This is a genomic window from Alcaligenes sp. SMD-FA, from assembly GCF_025960365.1.
Taxonomy (GTDB): Bacteria; Pseudomonadota; Gammaproteobacteria; order Burkholderiales; family Burkholderiaceae_B; genus Alcaligenes; species Alcaligenes aquatilis.
On the sequence record NZ_CP110108.1, the window covers coordinates 2409046 to 2428385 of the forward strand.

A 19340-nucleotide genomic window follows, 5' to 3' on the forward strand; every position below is an offset into this window, starting at 1 on the left:
CTGAAATTGAATTTATCGAGTGAAAAACGCTTGCTTTACTTTGGGATCTCATCCTATAATTTAATGCTTGAGACGGGCAGCAGCCTTAATCAAAGCCCAGGTGGCGGAATTGGTAGACGCGCATGGTTCAGGTCCATGTGCCTTCGGGTGTGGAGGTTCGAGTCCTCTCCTGGGCACCAAAATTCCGAAAAGCCGATCATCGCAAGATGGTCGGCTTTTTTCATTCCAGCCCAGAAAGACAGGTGCTTGAGCACCTGACGTGGGGACGAGAAAGGTCAGGCATGCAAGCCCGACCGGGGACGCGCCTGTGTGACCGAGTCCTCTGCTGAGCACCACAAATTCCTCAAAAAAAAACCGATCATCGCAAGATGGTCGGCTTTTTGTTTTGTACATTCAGCACACAAAAGGTTTGAAAATCGTGTTTGAGGGCGAGAATAGTTGCCATGCAAATTCTGCGGGGATCATCTCGATGCGCCCAAGCTCTCTGCTGGCACTACAACCGCCGACCAGTAGAACTTCTTTCAGGATGCAACTCAAAGCGCCCAGAACAAACTCCAGCTGCACTGAAGAATAACCAAGCACAAAAAAGCCGAAACAGTGCCCATGTTGCTTCGGCTTTTTTACTCTGGCGGTGTTATCGCAAGTTATTCAGCTATCCCACCCTCTTCACCATCATTCCAATGGGCGATGACGACGTTGCCAGAAAGGCTGTGCCGCGTAGCGTTGCTCCATCCCATACAAAGCGTGCTGCGAATTCAAATGGCGCACCAAGCCCAGCAGATAGTCTTTCTCGTAAGCTCGAGCCGGTTCCGAATTGCCTTGTGTCAGGGCCACAGCAGCTTGCGCCGCTTGTGATCCGCTCCACAAGGCCGTTGCCAAACCGTTGGCGGCCAAGGGGTCCATGGCCGCGCCTGCATCGCCTGCTCGCAAGATACGACCTTCCACGAAGTAAGACACTGTGCAGCTGGCAGCGGCGCTGACTTTAGGCGTGTAGTCGGCCATCTTGCTATCCAGACCCAGGCTTTCCATACGCACCCGTGCCGCATCAGCACAGCCCAGCAAACCGGCCCATACCGCACCATCACGGCTCAAGCCATCAGGCAAAAGATCCGAGTCCGAGAACAAGGCCACCATCAAGCGATGACCTGGCATGGGGGACAAATACCACCAGCCCAGCTCTACCGCCTCCACCAGAGAAGCGGCTAATGGCTCGGCTCCTTCGGGCAAGTCAAAGACATGCCAGGCAGCGACCAGTCTGTCCAGACGATGGCGCTCGGCTGCCGCACCGGCGGACACGGCCGCACGGCCGGTGCAATCGATCAAGGCCGTTGCCTCCAGGCTGCTACCGTCTGCCAGCCTGGCAATGACTCCTTCCGCTTGATGCTCCAGACTCAAGACGCGAGTCTGGCGAATACTGACCTTCATTTCTTTTTGCACGCGCTCAAACAGCACCTGCTCCAGACGGGCCTTGTCCAGCAAATAGCCCTGCCCGTCCTCATCCTGCACGGTACGCAATCCTGCGCCACCCCATACTGAAAAACGCCCTTGAGAGCGCAAGGCAACCGCCTCGTCCAGGCAGCTTGCCCAGCCCAGACTGGTCAAGACCACGGCCCCGCGTTCGGACAAGGTCTCGCCAAACGAGGGCTGGGGCTCCTGAGGAGACACCAGCGTCACTTCCTGACCTTGCATACTCAGGCGACGCGCCGCCGCTAAACCCGCCACACCGGCGCCAACAACAATAATCATGCCTTCATCCTCAGGTTCCCGCCTGCTTTATCAGCGGGACAATGTCCATAGAACCGCGTTGTACTTACCCATACAGCCCGGGCGGAACTCCCGCCTGCCCGACTGGCCCCGGACGTTTTACCACGACAGCCCGGTGAGGAAAACGATTTAAACCCAATAGGCACACTCAAGCCTATTGCAGCCACCTTAAACAGAAAAATCCACGAAACCCCGCGTCGATCCCCCCTCCCGAAAAAGGCCACGAATTAGCACGCATCAACACACATAAAATCCAACAAAGGGAAAACCGGCGGTCATTTTTTTATAGTTATAAAAATCACGAGACTTTTCTTTACAAAATGCGAGGCAACGAAAACAACATGACCCAGCCTCCCAACACCAGATAGGGGCCAAAGTGAATCGCCTGCCCTGCTTGCAAACGCCCACCAAGGCGCAGGACCAGAGCCGCCAACAGGCCCAGTATCGATGCCGATAACAACACCCCCGGCAACGCAGTTGCTCCCAACCAGGCCCCCAAGGCAGCCAGTAACTTGAAGTCGCCATACCCCATGCCCGCGCGTCCGGTCAGCAACAAGAACACATGGTTCAACAGCCACAGCAATCCGTAACCCAGCGCCGCCCCCATCACTGCCAAGGGCAGGCTACTAAAAGTGTGATCCAGGTTGACCAGCAAACCCAGCCACAGCAAGGGTAAAGTCAGGCGATCGGGCAGATAGCCGGTTTCCGCATCAATCCAGGCCAGTAAGGCCGTCCCGGCGATCAACACGCAAGCCGCCACTGCCGCTGGCGTCAGTTGCCAGCGCCAACCGGCCCATAGCATCAAGACCAAGGCCAGGCTCTGGCATACCCACCCCCATTGGCGATGGGTACGCGGCGAACGCCTGGTCAGTTCAGGCTCCAGCTCGATGGGCAGGCTCCAGGACAAGCGTCGGGCAGGCCAGACGAAACAGATTGCCAAGACCAGAGCAAGCCCCATTCCCGCCCAGGCATTGCCCCACGACGTCCACATCATAATGATCCTTCACTGGGTGAATAAACACGCGCTGGCACAGGCCGCGCAGCCCAAATCCTAGCAGAGCCTTGCGTGCTTTTGATGACGTAAGCATTTTTTGCTCCGGGGGGAAAAAGCCGGACGGTGGCATTTTTTTGTTACCCGAATGACAGACAGAGCCCCACAAGGCTAGGCATAATGCGCTTCACACCTTTGTTTCGCTTACGGATGAATAAGGAAGCGCTATGAACCACTTTGTGCCCCACGCTGCGCGTACGCCTCGCCTGCGCTCTTTGACCGGCGCCCTGCTCCTGGTCTGGATGGGCTCGGCAGCCAGTAACGCCTGGGCTCAGCAGATCGAGTCCATTACCTTATCCAGCGCTGGTATGGCCGAGATCGAGCGACAAGTCCCCATTTCCGACGCAGGCACCACCCAGTTGCGTGTACCGCTGACTCAGGTCGATGACATTCTGAAAACCCTCATGGCCGTCGATGGCAAGAACCGCATTGACTCCCTGACTTTGTCGGGTCTGGCCCCGCTAAAAGAAAGCTTCGACAGCCTGCCCTTCTCGGCCAAAGACCTGCGCTCGCCCGCTACCCTGGCGCAGGCCCTGCGCGGCCAGCAAGTCAGCGCCAGTTCGCAAGGCCGTCTGGTACGTGGTGCCATCTTGGGGGTGCAAGCAACGGCAGCCACTAATGAGCGTCCCGCCCAGGCCATCTTGAGCATACTGACAGAGCAAGGCCAGATCCAGACTCTGGAGCTGGGCCCGGATACCAGCCTGGAAGTGCTGGACAAGACTTTGCAGCAGCAATTGCAGCAGGCCACCGACGTGTTGGCGGGCCAGAGCAATCAACAATCGCGTGATATTCAACTGGTCCTGAACAAGACCGATACCCAAACAGCGCGCCTGTCTTACCTGATTCCCGCACCGGTCTGGAAAAGCGCCTATCGCCTGATGATGCAGGACGGCAAGGCCCGTCTGCAGGCCTGGGCCATTTTCGAAAACACCAGCGGCGAGGACTGGAAGGATGTGAAAGTCACCCTCAGCTCCGGTTCGCCTGTGATGCTGCGCCAACGTCTGCTGGAGCGTTACTGGAACGAGCGCCCTGAACTGCCGGTGGCGGTAGGCAGCTCCATCGCGCCGCAAGCAGACACCCAGGCCACCTTGAGCGCGAATCGCGCCCGCAAAGCAGCCAGCGAGGCCATGCGTGCGCGCATGGCGCCAGCCGCTCCCGCTCCCATCATGATGGAAAACGCGGCCTACGCCGCCGATAGCAGCATGGCCAAACAGTGGGCTTCGGGCGGCGCGGGTGCCAGCACCCAGGCACAAGAAGGCCAGACTCAAGTGCGCTTTAGCCTGCCGCAAAAGCTGAGCGTGCCCACCGGCCAGACGGTCTCAGTGCCGTTTATCGATACCTCTTTGCAAGCCGAATCCCTGTCGGTGTACCGCAGCGGCCAGGCCGGTGATCACCCTACAGCCGCGATCTGGGTCAACAATGAACAGGCCAACAGCCTGCCGCCCGGCATCATCACGGTCTTTAACCAGGCGGATGGTCATATCGGTGATGCAGAACTGGCCGGTCTGCCTGCTGGCGAGCAGCGCCTGATCTACTTTGCCCAGGACAACAAAGTGCAGGTCCGCGAAGAACAGACGGATGAGTACCGCCTGAGCAAAACCCGTGTGACCGACGGCGTAGCCCGTTCGGAATGGACACGCGTGCAGAACTTTCGCTACGAGATCAAGGCCCCCGCGGATGAGGACCGTACGGTGCTGATCCAGTTGCCCCGTCAGGACGGCTGGACCTTCAAGTCAGATGCTCACGACAGTGATACCGCACAGGAACACCGCCTGAAGGTAAACGTGGCCAAAGGCAAAACCGTTACCGTCACCGCGCAACTGAGTTTGCAAGACCATATGGAATTGCGCCTGGAGGAGATTGACGAGAACATGCTGCTGCAATGGCGTGGCAGCGGCCAGGACAGCACACAACAAGCCAAGATGGACAAGCTGATCGAGCTGCGTCGTCAACTGAGCCAGGCCCAGCAGGCTCAAAACCAGGCCGTCGAGCGCCTGAACGAAACCGTGGCCGAACAGGAGCGCATCCGCGCCAACCTGGCTGCGGTCAGTGCTCAAAGCACCTTGGGCCAGCGTTTTAGCGAGCAACTGGCCCAACAGGAAGACCAGATTGCCAGCCAGCGCAAAGCCGTTCAGGAACGGCGCGACGCCCTGCAACAAGCCCGTCAGGCTTTTGAGAAGGGTCTGGCTGAACTGGCTTGATCCTGCTCGCTATACAGGCACAGGCAACTCGGCCTGCACCTGCTCCAGAAACGCGCGTATGGCATGGCCCTGCGCGCGTTCTTTCAGGCAATACACGAACTCGCTCAAATGAGCCGAGACATCACTCAGCGGCAAGCTGATAATGTCCGGATGCGCAGGCACTTCACGCAAGGGCAGCAAGCTGGCCCCCATGCCACACACCACCCCCCACCCGATCGCCTCCCGACTACCGATTTCCAGAATCTGGCTTGGTTCCTGTCCGGCCTGACGAAACACTTGATGGCACAGTTCGCGCGTCATGGACCCTTGCTCACGCATCAAAATGGGATAGCGGCACAAATCCATAATGCGCACACGTTGGCGATTTGCCAAAGGATGGTCTACCCGCAGCACAGCCACCAATGGATCCGAGGCCAGCAGCAGACGTACCAGGCGCGAATCATCAACCAGTGCCGACGACGCGATCACATCCAACTGATAGTCATGCAAGGCCCCCAGAACCCGTTGCGAGTTATCAATGCTCAAGCGCATCTTCACGCCGGGGTAGGCCTGATGGAAATTCCGTAATACCGCCATGATGTAATACGGCCCAGTCGCGCCTACCCGCAGCATGCCGCTTTTAAGATCGCGCAGATCACGCAAACTGAAATCAATCTGTGCGGCCTGCTGCATCAATTGCTCGACCTGCGGCAAGAGACGTTCCCCTTGCTGACTCAGGTACACACCCTTGCCCTGCCTGTAAAACAGCTCGACCCCATAGCGGGTTTCCAACTGCCGCAGATGGGATGTGACAGTAGGCTGGCTGATGCCCAATTGTTGGGCCGCCTTGGTAATAGAGCCACAATGCGCCGTGGCATGAAAGGACTTGAGTTCCAGAGCCAGCATGCTGCTGCTCTCCTTGGGAAGAGGGAAAGCCCAAATTATCCGATGCTCGTATTACAGAAATTAGTTGTACTGTCATAGGGCCGCCATATACGCCTCCCATACTGACGTTCATGACATTCATGACAAGTCGGAACCCCGGGATGAGCGCCAAGCCAGCTTTTTTAACCATACAAGGACTGCACAAGCAGTTCGGCTCCTTTACCGCATTAGACCAGGTCAGCCTGGACATACAAGCCGGTGAACTGGTGTGTTTGCTGGGCCCCTCGGGCTGTGGCAAAACCACTTTGCTGCGCTGCATTGCCGGGCTGCAACAAGCCGATAAAGGCATCATCGTGATGGCAGGCCGAGACATTACCCACCTGCCGCCCCAACAGCGTGACTACGGCATTCTGTTCCAGTCCTACGCCCTGTTTCCCAACCTGACCGTGGCCCAGAACATTGCCTACGGCCTGTCTCCACGCAAGAACCTGGCTACCCAAGTACGTCAGCGCGTGTCTGAAATGCTGGACCTGGTAGGTTTGTCCGGATCGGAAAACAAATACCCGGCACAACTGTCCGGTGGCCAGCAACAGCGCGTGGCCCTGGCCCGTGCACTGGCTCCCTCGCCCTCGCTGCTCCTGCTCGATGAGCCCATGTCGGCTCTGGATGCCCAGGTGCGCGAACGCCTGCGCAGCGAGCTGCGCGATCTGCAAAAACAACTGTCCATTACGACCCTGATGGTCACGCATGATCAGGAAGAGGCCATGGTCATGGCCGACCGTATCGCCGTCATGGACAAAGGCCGCCTGGTGCAGTTTGATCGCCCCCAGGCCTTGTACCGCGCTCCTGCGGATCCGTTTGTAGCCGGCTTTATCGGTGATGCAAACTGGCTGCCCTTCACCCCCTTGCACGATTGTTCAGTGCTGGTGGAACGTGTCCGTCTGGACTTGAGCCAGGAAGCCCCCACCCGCGCCGGACGCCTCTTCATTCGTCCTGAGAACATTCGTGTGTTGGACAACAACAGCCCCGCTCCTGTCACCAATACCTTTTTGGCCGACATTGTGGATGGCATCTTTCTGGGTCGTCACTACAAGCTGACGCTGCGCCCCGAAGGTATGGATGGACTGACCGTGCAGGCCATCGTCAACCCCGAGCAGGGCGACCGCTTGCTTGATCCCTTGGCCGCGCGTCGCTGCCGAATCCAGCTTCCCAGCGAGGCGCTGCATGCCCACCACTGATTCCATGCCACAGCCTGGCACTGCGCCCCTGACATCCACCAGCCTGTATAGCCTGCCTGTAGCTAAAACCAGCGTGAAGAACCACCCCTTGATTCGCCCCGTGCTGCCGGCCTGGATAGGCTCGGCAGTACGACGCATCTTATTGATTGCCCTGTTTGCCCTGCTGATCCTATTTCTGGCCTTGCCCATGCTGTTTATCTTGCTGCGCGCCATCCAGGACGGTGACGGGCAGTTAGTGGGCGTGGGGCAGTTCTGGTCGATTATCAGCGCACCCGGCTTTATGTCCATGGTGGGCCGCAGTGTGCTGGTCGGCGTAACCACGCTGATTATTGTCATCCCCGCCGCCTACGCCTTTGCCTTTGCCCTGCAACGCTGTTGCATACGGGGCGCAGGCATGTTCCGTGCCCTGGGCCTGTTGCCCTTGCTGGCTCCCTCCTTGATGCCAGGTTTATCGTTGATTTACTTGTTCGGCAATCAAGGTGTGCTGCGCCACTGGTTGGGCGGCGAGACAATTTATGGTTTCTGGGGCATTGTGCTGGGTGAAGCCTTCTACACCTTCCCGCATGCTCTGATGATTCTGAGCACGGGTCTGGCCCTGGCCGACGCTCGCCTGTATGACGCCGCCCGCGCCATGGGTGCGAACTCCTGGCGCCGTTTCCTGACGGTGACACTGCCCGCCAGCCGCTATGCCATCTTTTCTGCTGCTTGCCTGGTCTTTACGCTGACCGTCACCGACTTCGGTGTACCTAAAGTCGTGGGTGGCTCCTACAACGTACTGGCCATGGAAGCCTATAAAGCCGTGGTCGGTCAGTTGCAGTTCTCCAAAGGCGCCGCCATTGGCGTGCTGCTGCTGATTCCCGCTGTGCTGACTTTCTTTCTGGATCGCCACCTGCGGGCTCGTGCCCGTGGCCAGGCTCAAGGATCGCTGAGCGCCTATTCGCCCCTGCCACACCGTCAGCGCGACCGTTATTTCACCGCTGTCCTGATACTGGTTTCCCTGGCCATTCTGACGATTGTGGGCATGGCGGTCTGGGCCTCGCTGATCAAGTTCTGGCCTTACAACCTGAGCCTGTCCCTGAAGTCCTACGACTTCAACAATATGGACGGTGGCGGCTGGTTGGCCTGGCGTAACAGTCTGACCATGGCCTTGTTTACCGCCGTTCTGGGCTCGGCCCTGATCTTTCTGGGTGCCTGGGTACTGGAGAAACTGCCAGCCCGAGGCAAGGCCGAAAAAGGACTGTACGGCATGCTGCACATGCTGGCACTGGCCCCTATGGCCATTCCCGGTCTGGTGCTGGGCCTGGGCTACATCTTCTTTTTCAATCACCCCGAGAACCCCTTGGCGGGACTGTACGGCTCCATGACCTTGCTGGTGCTGTGTACCGTCATCCACCTGTACACCAGTGCTCACCTGAACTTTGTCACTGCTCTGAAAGCCATTCCCGGCGAGCTGGAAGCGGCGGCTGCGTCCCTGAAAGCGCCACGCCTTTCCACCTTGATGGGCGTGACCGTGCCACTGTGCCTGCCCGCCCTGCTATCGGTTTCGCGCTACCTGTTTGTATCGGCCATGACAACCGTGTCTGCCGTGGTCTTTCTGTACAGCCCGCAAACCGTACTGGCCTCGGTCGCGGTCATGAATATGGACGACGCGGGCTTTATTGGCCCGGCGGCTGCCATGTGTACGGTCATCATGCTCAGCTCCGGCTTTGTCTGTCTGCTGGTTCATGTTCTGAGCCGTGCCGCCTTGCGCCGCAGCCAAGCCTGGCGTTCCACCTCTTCCCTTTCCCCAACCCGATAGGACCGCAATGCCATCCCCTACTTGCGCGAATACGCCATTAGCCACGCCACGCTCCCAGGCCCCGCGCCTTGAAGCCCTGATCTTTGACTGGGCCGGTACGCTGGTGGATTTTGGCTCCTTTGCCCCGACCCAAATTCTGGTGGAAGCCTTCAAATGCTTTGACTTGACCCTGAACCTGGACCAGGCCCGCAGCGCCATGGGCATCGGTAAATGGGACCACATCAAAGCCATGCTGGCACTGCCTGAGGTGCATGCCCAGTTCATGGCCCTGCACAATCGTGAGCCCGATGACAGTGATGTGGACCGTATCTACAACACCTTCTTGCCCATGCAAAACGAGCGCGTGGGTGAGTTTTCCACCGCCATTCCCGGTGCGCGCGAAACGCTGTCCTGGGCACGCCGCCAAGGGCTGAAAATTGGTTCCTGCTCCGGCTATCCGCGCCTGGTGCTGGACAACCTGCTGCAACACGCGCACCGCCAGCAAGTGCTGGTGGACTACCACGTGGCTTTTGACGAAGTCCCCCAAGCGCGTCCCTGGCCTGCCATGGCGTTGGAAAACGTCATTCGCCTGGAGATCACGAATGTCGGTGCCTGCGTGAAGATTGACGATACCCCGGTCGGTATCGAAGAAGGTCGCAATGCCGGCATGTGGACCGTGGGCTTGCTGCTGTCGGGCAACGCCGCTGGTCTGACCGAGCTGGAATTTCTGGCTCTGGACGAGCAAAGCCGCCAAACCCTGCGCGATCGCGCAGCGGCCACCTTTGCCCATGCCCAGCCCCACTACCTGATTGATACCGTTGCCCAACTACCCGCCGTGATTGAGCAAATCACCGAGCGCATGGCCCAGGGCGAATGCCCTGCCGACTCCCTCTAACCCCCACCCCCCTTTTGCTGTCACAAGGACACTTCTCCATGAAAACCATTGTTCTGAGCTCCTTGGCTGCCGCTTTGATGGGCGCCGCTTCCCTGGCTCAAGCCGCTACAACCCTGACCGTCTACACGGCGCTGGAAGCCGATCAGCTCAAGGCTTATCAGGCTGCTTTCGAGAAAAAAAATCCCGATATCAAGATCCAGTGGGTACGCGACTCCACCGGCATCATTACCGCCAAATTGCTGGCTGAAAAGAACAACCCAAAGGCTGACGCCGTCTGGGGTCTGGCCGGCTCCTCACTGGGTTTGATGGCCAGCCAGGACATGCTGCAACCCTACGCTCCCCAAGGCCTGGACAAGATCGACGCCAAAATGCGCGACCAGAACAACCCGCCTAGCTGGGTTGGTATGGACGGCTTTGCCGCTGCCCTGTGTGTCAACACCATTGAGCTGGAAAAAAACAAGCTCCCTATGCCCACCTCCTGGGAAGATCTGACCAAACCCGAATACGCCGGCAAGATTGTTATGCCTAACCCCGCCTCCTCGGGTACCGGCTTTCTGGACGTGAGCGCTTGGCTGCAACTGTTTGGTGAAGACAAGGGCTGGGCCTTCATGGACGGTCTGCACAAGAACATCGGTGCCTACACCCACTCCGGCTCCAAGCCTTGCAATATGGCCGCTGCTGGTGAATACACGATTGGCGTGTCCTTTGACTACCGTGGCGCTCGCCTGAAAGAAGAAGGCGCTCCCCTGGAACTGGTGTTCCCCAAAGAAGGCCTGGGCTGGGAAATCGAAGCCGCTGCCATCATGAAAGGCACCAAGAACCTGGAAGCCGCACAGAAACTGGCTGACTTCTCCGCCAGTGAAGAAGCCAACCACTTGTACAAGACCAACTTTGCCGTGCTGGCCATTCCTTCCATCGCCACGGCTAACCCACATCTGCCTACAGACCTGAACCAACGTCTGATCGACAACAACTTCGTCTGGGCCGCTGAGAACCGCGAGCGCATCATCGAAGAGTGGACCAAACGTTACGACGGTAAATCGGAAGCCAAGAAGTAATGAACACACAACACTACGATGTAATCGTGGTGGGGGGCGGCATCCTGGGCATGGCACATGCCTGGGCGGCTGCCCGCCGCAAGCTGAGCGTCGCTGTGCTGGAGCGCAGTCACCAGGCCCAAGGCGCCACCATACGTAATTTCGGTCAGGTTCTGGTCACTGGCCAGGCACCAGGCATCATGATGGATCTGGCTCGCCAAAGCCGCGGTCTGTGGTTGGAACTGGCTGAGCAAGCCGGTTTCCATGTACGCAGCAATGGCTCGCTGGTGCTGGCACGCAATCATCTGGAACTGGAACTGCTGGAGGATTTTGCCCAGGGCCGTGCCCAAGAAGAAAACGTCGCCTGCAAAATGCTCAACGGCAAAGAACTGGCCTCCCTATTTGATGGCCGTTTGGGGCATCACCACGGTGCGCTGCAAGGCTTTGATGATTTGCAGATCTACTCGCGCGACGCCCTGCCCGCCATCACCAGCAGCTTGCAAGCCATGGGCGTGGATGTATACACCCAGGCGCATGTGCATTATGCGCAAGAAGGCCAGGTACACAGCAGCGCGGGCAACTTCACAGCCAACAGCATTTTTGTGTGCCCCGGCCACGACTACAGCAGCCTGCATCGCGACCTGCTCGACACTGTCAAACCGTCGGTGACACGTCTACAAATGTTGAAAGTACGTGCGCAAGATACCGGCTGGGCTTTGGACCGCCCTTTGCTGACGGGTTTGTCCTGCCTGCACTACGGTGCCTTCAGCGATCTGCCTCTGGCAGACACGCTGCGTGAACAAGTACAACAACGCCATGGTGTCTTGCTGGATCAAGGCATCCATCTGCTGATCAGCCCCACACCAGAAGGTGACCTGATCATTGGCGACTCGCACGACTACGGCCTGCAAGCCAGTCCCTTCAATCAGGAGGACACCGATCAGTACTTGCTGGCTCTGGCAGAAACGGTGCTGGGTTGCCCGGTACAGGTTTTGCAACGCTGGCAAGGCGTGTATGGCGCCAAAGGCCCTGGACCGTTTTCGGTTCTGCAAGCCGATGGCAGCACGCAAGTGACGGTCATGCACACGGGCTTGGGAATGACTACCGGCCTGGCCATTGGCGAACGCAATATTGCGGCGCGCTACGATTGATCAGTACCCCCGCCCTGCCGCTCCGGCAAGGCAAGTGCCAGAGATAACTGATCTGTATACTGGCCCAAAAAACGCGCAGCCCACGCTGCGCGTTTTTCTTTTCCTAAAGCGTGTGTCTGGATGGCGGAATCCAAGCCCCAAAAACAGGGCAAATCCATGCATTTTCTTACTGGGAATTTCCCATGAGAAACCCAATAGAGTGGAATAAAATACGCCACACAATAGGCCAGAGCGGGCGCTCATGAGCTTTAGCAATCCACATAGCCATGCCGCCAAGTACCTCGTCGCGATTGGCGATGAAATCCCGGCCTACCCCATGACAGGAACGGATCAATGAAAGACAGTGAGAGCGGGTTGCACTTTATAGACTGCAATGAAGCGCAGCATGCAACCGCCATTTTGGCAATTCTGAACGACGCCATCGTGAACTCCACCGCACTCTACGACTATGTGCCGCGCCCGCCCGAGGCCATGGTGAGCTGGTTTGCCACCAAACGCGCCAATGACTTTCCGGTGGTCGGAGTGATCGATAAAACCGGCACACTGATGGGCTTTGCCAGTTGGGGCAGCTTTCGCGCTTTTCCCGCCTACAAATACACCATGGAGCACAGTGTGTATGTGCACCCGGAACACCGTGGCAAAGGTTTGGGCAAAATCCTGATGCAAGAGTTGATACGTCGTGCTCGTCAGGCCAATGTCCATACGCTGGTCGGTTGCATTGATGCCAGTAATGCCGGCAGTATCCACCTGCACCAAAGCCTGGGCTTTACGCATGCCGGCACCTTCAAGGAAGTGGGCTTCAAATTTGGCCGCTGGCTGGATGTGGCTTTCTACCTGCTGACCCTGGATACGCCTGCCGAGCCGGTAGACGGCTGAAGAGTATCAAAAAAGCCCCCACGCTGCGCCTTCGGCTTGCTGCCCCCCAAGGGGGAGCTTTTGCCTTGGGGCGGCCCGGCGGCAAAAAAGCCCCCACGCTGCGCCTTCGGCTTGCTGCCCCCCAAGGGGGAGCTTTTGCCTTGGGGCGGCCCGGCGGCAAAAAAGCCCCCACGCTGCGCCTTCGGCTTGCGCTCCACCTCGCGGCTTGTATGCCGCTCGGATTCGCTAGGCACACAGCAGTCCGCAATGGACTGCTGTGTGTCCAGGCTCATCCCCGAGGGAGAGGTTTCGCCGGGGGCGCCGAGCCTTGGGGCGGCACGGCGACAAAAAAACCATCGCTGGCGGCACGCCGCGATGGTTTTTCTCAAACGGTTTGTCCCTGACTCAGGCGCTGGCTTTCGGCTTTTCGTAGCACACGGCAAAGGCAATCACGCCCAGCACAAGACTGAACATCCCCACACCCACTGCCACGGCAGCCACCAGGCCCAGACCAATTGCAATAAACACGCCGGGAAAGGCGTAGTTTCGCAACCAGGAAGGCTTCTTGGGAACAAGAAATAGCCCTAAAAACAAGAACCAGGGCATCACAATCGTCCAGAACAGACTGTCCATTAGCACGTCACGCATCATTATTCCATTGAAGTAGGAGGGGCTTGGGCGAGAGCTAGACACCCCCGCCGTTCTGGGTGGATTGTAAACGTCCTGAGGCTGGCCTCCCAGTATGGGCGACTGTTATAAAAGAGAATTATTGTTTTACAGCTAAAGGACACGCCATGAGTACGCTTAGCTTGACCAGCGCAGACCAGCACCGTTTCCAGGCCTATGCCGCAGGCGACGAAAAGGCCGAACGCGGCTTAATCGTGTTGCAGGAAATCTTTGGTGTGAATCAACACATACGCAACACCTGCGATCGTTTTGCCGAGCAGGGCTACCGGGTCTTGTCCCCCGCCCTGTTTGATCGGCAGCAAAAGAATGTAGAACTGGGCTACACCGCCCAGGACGTGCAAGCCGGTCTGGCCCTGCGCAACGGCATTGCCCAGGATAAAACCCTGCTGGATATCCAGGCCTGCGTGGACGCCTTGGGTTCGCGCAAGATTGGCATTGTGGGGTATTGCTGGGGGGGCTACTTGAGCTGGCTGGCCGCCTGCCGCGTGCAGGGTCTGAAAGCGGCCAGTTGCTGGTATGGTTCGCAGATTGCCCAGAACGCCCAGGAACAGCCCAAGATTCCGGTGCAAATGCACTTTGGTGCCCAGGACCACTCCATTCCCGCCAGCGCCATTCAGACGATCAAAGACGCTCAGAAGGAGGTGGCCATTTACGTGTATGAGCCTGCCGGTCATGGTTTTGGCTGCGACCACCGCCCTGACTTTCACGAGGCGTCCTACAAACTGGCTCAGGAACGTACACTAGCCTTCTTTGCCGAACATCTGCGTTAACCATCCATGCTTGAATCCAGCGACGACCTGCTTGCCCTGTTGAACACCACCATGCCTTATGGGAAATACAAAGGTCGCTTGCTGGCGGACCTACCGGGGCATTATCTGAACTGGTTTGCCCGCGAAGGCTTTCCTTCCGGGCGGCTGGGTCAACTACTGGCCCTGATGCAAGAACTGGATCATAACGGTCTGAAATCCCTGTTGGATCCCTTGCGCCCGCGTGGCCGGTAAGCAGACTAATACCTTACTGAAAAGCAGGCTGCGGCAGTCTATCGACAGCCCGCTTGCTACTATCAACACTTCCTCTACGCCCCATTGTGAAGGACGTCATGACCATCGATCTCTCTGCCTTTCCCATCACCCGCAAATGGCCCGCTCAGCACCCCGAGCATCTGCAACTGTATTCCTTGCCCACCCCCAACGGCGTCAAGGTTTCCATCATGCTGGAAGAAATTGGCCTGCCTTACGAGCCGCATCTGGTCAGCTTTGAGCGCAACGACCAGCTCAGCCCGGAGTTTATTTCGCTCAGCAGCAACAACAAGATCCCGGCCATTCTGGACCCCAATGGCCCCGGCAATAAACCGCTGGCCCTGTTCGAGTCCGGTGCCATCCTGATCTATCTGGCCGAAAAATCCGGTCAGCTCCTGTCGGCTGACCCAGCCCAGCGCTATGAAGCCCTGCAATGGCTGATGTTCCAGATGGGGGGTGTCGGTCCCATGTTTGGTCAGCTAGGCTTCTTTCACAAATTTGCCGGTAAGGACTTTGAAGACAAGCGCCCTCGTGACCGCTATGTCAACGAATCCAAGCGTCTGCTGGGTGTGATCGACAAGCACTTGGACGGCAAGGACTGGATGGTGGGCAACCACTACTCCATCGCCGATATTGCCCTGTTCCCCTGGATTGCCAACCTGATTGGTTTTTACGGCGCAGGCGAGCTGGTGGAGTACGAGCAATTCAAGAATGTGGCTCGCGTTCTGCAACAATTCCAGGCCCGCCCAGCAGTACAACGCGGCCTGAATATCCCTGTTCGCGATTAATGGATAAGCAGCGCCAATCAATGCTTATAAGCCAATATGCAATAGCCCTGCTATCAAACTGGTCTTTTTTGTTTCGCTTGGCGCCAATCCGTACAATTGGCCTCCTAAACATTCTGCGCAAGCGGTACTATTCCGTTTGCCAGGCTTGCCCATCAATCAAAAAACCAGTCTGCTCATAGAGCGGATACAGGCAAATCCACCAGCCTGATGAGCAAGCCTTCAAAGCCCTGGATTCTTTCCAGGGCTTTTTTTTGTGTACGGTTTGGCGCCTTCGCTGCTACGCTTTTGGCTCCTTGCGACCTTGCCAGAACACCGCCATGAAAACACACCACTATGAATTGTTGATCAACTGGACCGGCAACACTGGAAACGGCACCCGTACACTCCGTTCCTACTCACGCAATCATGAGCTAAGCGCGGTCGGCCTTGACACTATTGCCGCCTCTTCAGACTCCGCCTTTCGAGGTGATCCGGACCGTTGGAACCCCGAGCAGCTTTTCCTGGCATCGATCGCTCAGTGCCATATGCTGTGGTATCTGGGACTGGCGGCAGAAGCCGGCATTGTGGTCACGGCCTATGAAGACCGCCCTGTTGGCAGCATGATCGAACAGGCCAACGGGGCCGGTCAATTCGAGAGTGTTACCTTGCACCCATGTCTCACAATCACACCAGACAGTGACGCTGCCTTGGCCAAATCGCTTCATGATCGCGTGGGCGAATACTGTTTTATTGCCCGCTCGGTCAAAACCCCGATTGACCATGACGTCACGGTTCAGATACACGCCCCGAGGGCCCCGCAGCAGACATAAACATTACACTGCCGGCAAAGGAATGAACTGCTCATCATCCAGCGGTGGCAGCTTGATTCGGCCATGGAGCCAATCGTCCTTGGCTTGCTCGATACGGTCCTTGCTCGAGGACACGAAGTTCCACCAGATATGGCGTGGCCCCAAAGGCTCACCGCCCAGCAGCATCAAGTGGCTGTTTTGCTCAGCAAGGATACGGGGGCTGTCGCCTTTGGCAAAGACCAGCATCTGACCGGCTCGATAGCGTTGTCCCCCCACTTCCAGCTCGCCCGCACAGATATAAATTGCGCGCTCTTCATGGCCGGTTGGCAAGGGTACGGACTGGCCGCCTTGAACGCGCAACTCCATATAGAACAGGGGCGAGTCCACACTAACAGGACTAGACAAACCCAGCGCCGAACCGGCAATCAGGCGGCCTTCCAGGCCTATGTCCTGAATCAGGGGCAATTGCTCGGCTTCGTAATGCACAAAGTCCGGGTTCTGTTCTTCTTTGTGTTCCGGCAAGGCCACCCAAGCCTGGATCCCATCCATGCGGCCGCCTTGCGTGCGCATGGGTTCAAAACGCTCGGAGTGACTAATACCTGAACCGGCGCTCATCCAATTCAGCGCGCCCGGCGTAATGTCCTGTTCCACGCCCAGACTGTCACGATGCGTCATGGCCCCTTCAAACAAATAGGTGACGGTAGACAGGCCGATATGCGGATGTGGCAGCACATCGTTTTCCGTTCCTACCGGTGCCCTCAGCGCTTGCGGCCCCATGCGATCAAAGAAGATAAAAGGCCCCACCATACGCCGTTGGCGAAAAGGCAAAACGCGCCCCACCTCAAATGCTCCAATGCTGTGCTGACGTTGTGGAATAAGTAGCTCGACCATAGACACCTCTACTGGAAAGTCACACACATACAATCCCGATTACTATACTCTGGTCCCTGATTGGTTCGCCCACTCTCGCATGTCCACACTCTCACTCTTCGATCCCGTTCCCGGCCATGTGCTGACGCTGGATACCGGCCTGATAGCCCTGCCTGGTTTGGCCTTGCCCTACGCCTGCGCCTTGGCACAGGCCATTCAAGAACTGCTGCACAGCGCCCCCTGGCGACATATGCAGGTTCCATCAGGACATCGCATGTCGGCTGCACAAAGCAGTTGTGGCGTTTTGGGTTGGACATCGGACGAGCACGGCTACCGCTACAGTCCTACAGACCCGCAAACAGGTTTGGCCTGGCCAGCTATGCCTGCTGTATTCAAGGACTTGCTAACGCACATTGCCCAGGAGTCGGGCCAAGGCCCTTTTCAGGCCGATACCTGCCTGATCAATTACTACGATGAGCAGGCGCATATGTCCTTGCATCAGGACAAAAACGAGCGCGACTTGCAGCACCCGATTATCTCGGTGTCCCTGGGACGTGAAGCCTTGTTTTTATGGGGTGGCGCAAAACGCAGCGACCCGGTGCGTACCCTGCGTCTACGCGATGGCGATGTGCTGGTCTGGTGGGGGCCATCCAGACTGAATTTCCATGGGGTGCGCAGACTGGAAGGCCCGGCCCATCCACACTGGGGCTCGGGCCGGGTCAATCTGACCTTCAGAAAAGCAGGCTAAGCGGGTGTAATCAACCCAGTTCGGGCGGTGCAAAACGACGGTTTTCCAGCACGGGCAAAATCCGGCGAGCATACGCCAGACGCTCCCGATCCAGATCCACCAACAGCAGGGCCGGTGCCTCTGCCGCCTGGGCCACGATCACGCCCAAAGGATCCACCACCAGACTTTGGCCGATATTGCGTTCGCCACATTCCCCCACGGCTACCATATAGGCCGTGTTCTCCAAAGCACGCGCCGTCGTCAGCACACGCCAATGGTGCTCTTTCAACGGTCCTTTCAGCCAGGCCGAAGGCGCCAGCAAGACTTGAGCCCCATCCACGCACAAGCGTCTGGCCAGTTCAGGAAAACGCAGATCGTAGCAAGTCATCAAACCGACCTTGAAACCGGCCACATCAATCAAGGCAGGGATTTCAGTGCCCGGCTGGACATAGCGCGACTCCTGCACCGAAAAGGCATCATACAAATGGAGCTTGTTGTAATGCGCCAGCACCTGACCATCACGCAGCACCACCAAGGTATTCCAGACTTTACCTTCCCCTGCCGGCGTATGAATGCAAAACACCACGGTCAAATCGGTATCGCGGGTCGCAACGCTCAGGCGGCTGACAAATTCCCCGTCCAGGGCCTGCGCGGATTTCAGGACCACTTCGGGGTCGGCCACATTTCTGGCCAGCACACCCTCAGGCAACACCAATAACTGCGCATCAGACCGTAAGGCCTGCTCGATCAACCCCAAGCATGCGCTCAGGTTTTCCTGCGAATCTCTGGATACGGCCATCTGGCCCAATGCAACTTTCATGACCACCTCCTTGAGTATGCTGCCTAAATGATTCTAACGCAGCACCCCGGCTTGGCCAGCCAGCAGTCCGAGCATACAAAGGGTTCACCTGGTGATCAAACGTAAAACAACACTTTGCCCTTCTGTATCACTGATATGTTTGCCTATCGCTCCCTTCCCAGCATGTAAAAAAAAAGACATGAATTGAAATTAAAAAACAGCTCATATTTTCGTCAATACCCCAAATGCGTTTAACCACACTAAACAGGTTAGACGAATTCAAGAACATTCCAGTAAGACTTTCCGCTTAATTAAGCGACTGAACAAGCAAACAATACAATAGCTTGCCGACCTGCAAGCTGCGCTCTGGGAGCTTATCTACACAACTTGCATTCTTCCCTCATGAACTTGAATTGGATTCAAGCAAGAAGCTCGGAACACAATACTTCCTGCCAAGCAAATCCTTAAAAACCATCAAATATATGATAATGAGATATAAAAAATAATCATATTTACAATGTCATAAAAGATATACAAACAGGCAAAATTACTCTTTCATTAAGCCGGACAAAAATGGCAGAAATTAGGGTTAGTCTTGATACAGTCTGGAAATTATCTGCTTTACTCCCCTCAAAGGATCGCTTAACTTTGACAATTTATGACCGGACATAATCAAAAAATCAACTTATCCTGGATAAGCCAATAAATCAAAGAAAGAGAAAATCAGCTTAAAAAAAATGGGCCTGCTGCAAACATGCACAGGCCCACTCTTTAATTCCTAACACCACCCAATCGCCTGAAAAAAGGCATTGAGCCAGGGCTGAATGCC

The 19340-nt window shown here is 57.1% G+C and carries 18 protein-coding genes and 1 tRNA gene; 13 read left to right on the forward strand and 6 right to left on the reverse strand.

Annotated features, from left to right (window positions below; translation table 11 throughout):
- Positions 1 to 94 precede the first annotated feature (94 nt).
- Positions 95 to 179, forward strand: a tRNA-Leu gene (locus tag OKX01_RS11145).
- A 493-nt stretch (positions 180 to 672) separates the two neighbouring features.
- On the opposite strand, the gene OKX01_RS11150 is transcribed toward OKX01_RS11145, so the two are convergent.
- Positions 673 to 1746, reverse strand: a complete 1074-nt coding sequence (locus tag OKX01_RS11150) for an NAD(P)/FAD-dependent oxidoreductase (RefSeq protein WP_264671747.1) — start codon at positions 1744 to 1746, stop codon at positions 673 to 675.
- Between the two features lie 331 nt (positions 1747 to 2077).
- Positions 2078 to 2758, reverse strand: coding sequence for a prepilin peptidase (locus OKX01_RS11155; protein ID WP_413544451.1), 681 nt, complete (start codon positions 2756 to 2758; stop codon positions 2078 to 2080).
- A 224-nt stretch (positions 2759 to 2982) separates the two neighbouring features.
- On the opposite strand from OKX01_RS11155, the gene OKX01_RS11160 reads away from it, so the two are divergent.
- A complete protein-coding gene (locus OKX01_RS11160; protein ID WP_264671748.1) occupies positions 2983 to 5016 on the forward strand; it encodes a DUF4139 domain-containing protein in 2034 nt (677 codons plus the stop codon).
- Between the two features lie 9 nt (positions 5017 to 5025).
- Here the strand turns inward: OKX01_RS11160 and OKX01_RS11165 are convergent, their stop codons facing one another.
- Entirely contained in the window at positions 5026 to 5901 is an 876-nt protein-coding gene (locus OKX01_RS11165; protein ID WP_094197019.1) for a LysR substrate-binding domain-containing protein, read from the reverse strand.
- A gap of 140 nt (positions 5902 to 6041) precedes the next feature.
- Here OKX01_RS11165 and OKX01_RS11170 point away from each other — a divergent pair, with 140 nt between their 5' ends.
- From OKX01_RS11170 to OKX01_RS11195, 6 genes are all read left to right on the forward strand, one after another.
- Positions 6042 to 7118, forward strand: coding sequence for a putative 2-aminoethylphosphonate ABC transporter ATP-binding protein (locus tag OKX01_RS11170; RefSeq protein ID WP_094197020.1), 1077 nt, complete (start codon positions 6042 to 6044; stop codon positions 7116 to 7118).
- A gap of 91 nt (positions 7119 to 7209) precedes the next feature.
- Positions 7210 to 8916, forward strand: a complete 1707-nt coding sequence (locus OKX01_RS11175; RefSeq protein WP_395029277.1) for a putative 2-aminoethylphosphonate ABC transporter permease subunit — start codon at positions 7210 to 7212, stop codon at positions 8914 to 8916.
- Between the two features lie 7 nt (positions 8917 to 8923).
- Positions 8924 to 9790 (forward strand): phosphonoacetaldehyde hydrolase, encoded by an 867-nt coding sequence (gene phnX, locus OKX01_RS11180; protein WP_108727629.1) that lies wholly within the window; start codon positions 8924 to 8926, stop codon positions 9788 to 9790.
- A 38-nt stretch (positions 9791 to 9828) separates the two neighbouring features.
- Positions 9829 to 10848, forward strand: coding sequence for a putative 2-aminoethylphosphonate ABC transporter substrate-binding protein (locus tag OKX01_RS11185; protein ID WP_094197023.1), 1020 nt, complete (start codon positions 9829 to 9831; stop codon positions 10846 to 10848).
- On the forward strand, positions 10848 to 11978 hold the full coding sequence (locus OKX01_RS11190) for a TIGR03364 family FAD-dependent oxidoreductase (RefSeq protein WP_108727630.1): 1131 nt from the start codon (positions 10848 to 10850) through the stop codon (positions 11976 to 11978). The genes OKX01_RS11185 and OKX01_RS11190 overlap by 1 nt, the downstream gene beginning before the upstream one ends.
- Before the next feature lie 333 nt (positions 11979 to 12311).
- Positions 12312 to 12854 carry a GNAT family N-acetyltransferase gene (locus OKX01_RS11195; protein WP_264671749.1) on the forward strand — a complete coding sequence of 181 codons (543 nt, stop codon included), beginning with the start codon at positions 12312 to 12314 and terminating at the stop codon, positions 12852 to 12854.
- A gap of 384 nt (positions 12855 to 13238) precedes the next feature.
- On the opposite strand, the gene OKX01_RS11200 is transcribed toward OKX01_RS11195, so the two are convergent.
- A complete protein-coding gene (locus OKX01_RS11200) occupies positions 13239 to 13481 on the reverse strand; it encodes a hypothetical protein (protein ID WP_230017856.1) in 243 nt (80 codons plus the stop codon).
- Between the two features lie 146 nt (positions 13482 to 13627).
- On the opposite strand from OKX01_RS11200, the gene OKX01_RS11205 reads away from it, so the two are divergent.
- From OKX01_RS11205 to OKX01_RS11220, 4 genes are all read left to right on the forward strand, one after another.
- Positions 13628 to 14290, forward strand: coding sequence for a dienelactone hydrolase family protein (locus tag OKX01_RS11205; RefSeq protein ID WP_264671750.1), 663 nt, complete (start codon positions 13628 to 13630; stop codon positions 14288 to 14290).
- Positions 14291 to 14296: 6 nt separating this feature from the next.
- Positions 14297 to 14521, forward strand: coding sequence for a DUF3820 family protein (locus tag OKX01_RS11210; RefSeq protein ID WP_264671751.1), 225 nt, complete (start codon positions 14297 to 14299; stop codon positions 14519 to 14521).
- Between the two features lie 98 nt (positions 14522 to 14619).
- Positions 14620 to 15327: a glutathione binding-like protein gene (locus OKX01_RS11215; RefSeq protein ID WP_264671752.1), complete on the forward strand. Its 708-nt coding sequence runs from the start codon at positions 14620 to 14622 to the stop codon at positions 15325 to 15327.
- Positions 15328 to 15644: 317 nt separating this feature from the next.
- On the forward strand, positions 15645 to 16136 hold the full coding sequence (locus OKX01_RS11220) for an OsmC family protein (protein WP_264671753.1): 492 nt from the start codon (positions 15645 to 15647) through the stop codon (positions 16134 to 16136).
- Between the two features lie 3 nt (positions 16137 to 16139).
- Here the strand turns inward: OKX01_RS11220 and OKX01_RS11225 are convergent, their stop codons facing one another.
- Positions 16140 to 17006 (reverse strand): pirin family protein, encoded by an 867-nt coding sequence (locus OKX01_RS11225; RefSeq protein ID WP_108727637.1) that lies wholly within the window; start codon positions 17004 to 17006, stop codon positions 16140 to 16142.
- Between the two features lie 79 nt (positions 17007 to 17085).
- On the opposite strand from OKX01_RS11225, the gene OKX01_RS11230 reads away from it, so the two are divergent.
- A complete protein-coding gene (locus tag OKX01_RS11230; protein WP_094197032.1) occupies positions 17086 to 17733 on the forward strand; it encodes an alpha-ketoglutarate-dependent dioxygenase AlkB in 648 nt (215 codons plus the stop codon).
- Positions 17734 to 17743: 10 nt separating this feature from the next.
- On the opposite strand, the gene OKX01_RS11235 is transcribed toward OKX01_RS11230, so the two are convergent.
- The gene (locus OKX01_RS11235; protein WP_094197033.1) at positions 17744 to 18532 is read right to left on the reverse strand and encodes a deaminated glutathione amidase; all 789 of its coding nucleotides are present in this window, start codon (positions 18530 to 18532) and stop codon (positions 17744 to 17746) included.
- Positions 18533 to 19340: the final 808 nt, after the last annotated feature.

Excerpts from the sequence above, each read along its gene's own strand:
- OKX01_RS11150 (WP_264671747.1), bottom strand. The coding sequence starts at position 1,746 with ATGATTATTGTTGTTGGCGCCGGTGTGGCGGGTTTAGCGGCGGCGCGT.
- OKX01_RS11155 (WP_413544451.1), bottom strand. The coding sequence starts at position 2,758 with ATGATGTGGACGTCGTGGGGCAATGCCTGGGCGGGAATGGGGCTTGCT.
- OKX01_RS11160 (WP_264671748.1), top strand. The coding sequence starts at position 2,983 with ATGAACCACTTTGTGCCCCACGCTGCGCGTACGCCTCGCCTGCGCTCT.
- OKX01_RS11165 (WP_094197019.1), bottom strand. The coding sequence starts at position 5,901 with ATGCTGGCTCTGGAACTCAAGTCCTTTCATGCCACGGCGCATTGTGGC.
- OKX01_RS11170 (WP_094197020.1), top strand. The coding sequence starts at position 6,042 with ATGAGCGCCAAGCCAGCTTTTTTAACCATACAAGGACTGCACAAGCAG.
- phnX (WP_108727629.1), top strand. The coding sequence starts at position 8,924 with ATGCCATCCCCTACTTGCGCGAATACGCCATTAGCCACGCCACGCTCC.
- OKX01_RS11185 (WP_094197023.1), top strand. The coding sequence starts at position 9,829 with ATGAAAACCATTGTTCTGAGCTCCTTGGCTGCCGCTTTGATGGGCGCC.
- OKX01_RS11190 (WP_108727630.1), top strand. The coding sequence starts at position 10,848 with ATGAACACACAACACTACGATGTAATCGTGGTGGGGGGCGGCATCCTG.
- OKX01_RS11195 (WP_264671749.1), top strand. The coding sequence starts at position 12,312 with ATGAAAGACAGTGAGAGCGGGTTGCACTTTATAGACTGCAATGAAGCG.
- OKX01_RS11200 (WP_230017856.1), bottom strand. The coding sequence starts at position 13,481 with ATGCGTGACGTGCTAATGGACAGTCTGTTCTGGACGATTGTGATGCCC.
- OKX01_RS11205 (WP_264671750.1), top strand. The coding sequence starts at position 13,628 with ATGAGTACGCTTAGCTTGACCAGCGCAGACCAGCACCGTTTCCAGGCC.
- OKX01_RS11210 (WP_264671751.1), top strand. The coding sequence starts at position 14,297 with ATGCTTGAATCCAGCGACGACCTGCTTGCCCTGTTGAACACCACCATG.
- OKX01_RS11215 (WP_264671752.1), top strand. The coding sequence starts at position 14,620 with ATGACCATCGATCTCTCTGCCTTTCCCATCACCCGCAAATGGCCCGCT.
- OKX01_RS11220 (WP_264671753.1), top strand. The coding sequence starts at position 15,645 with ATGAAAACACACCACTATGAATTGTTGATCAACTGGACCGGCAACACT.
- OKX01_RS11225 (WP_108727637.1), bottom strand. The coding sequence starts at position 17,006 with ATGGTCGAGCTACTTATTCCACAACGTCAGCACAGCATTGGAGCATTT.
- OKX01_RS11230 (WP_094197032.1), top strand. The coding sequence starts at position 17,086 with ATGTCCACACTCTCACTCTTCGATCCCGTTCCCGGCCATGTGCTGACG.
- OKX01_RS11235 (WP_094197033.1), bottom strand. The coding sequence starts at position 18,532 with ATGAAAGTTGCATTGGGCCAGATGGCCGTATCCAGAGATTCGCAGGAA.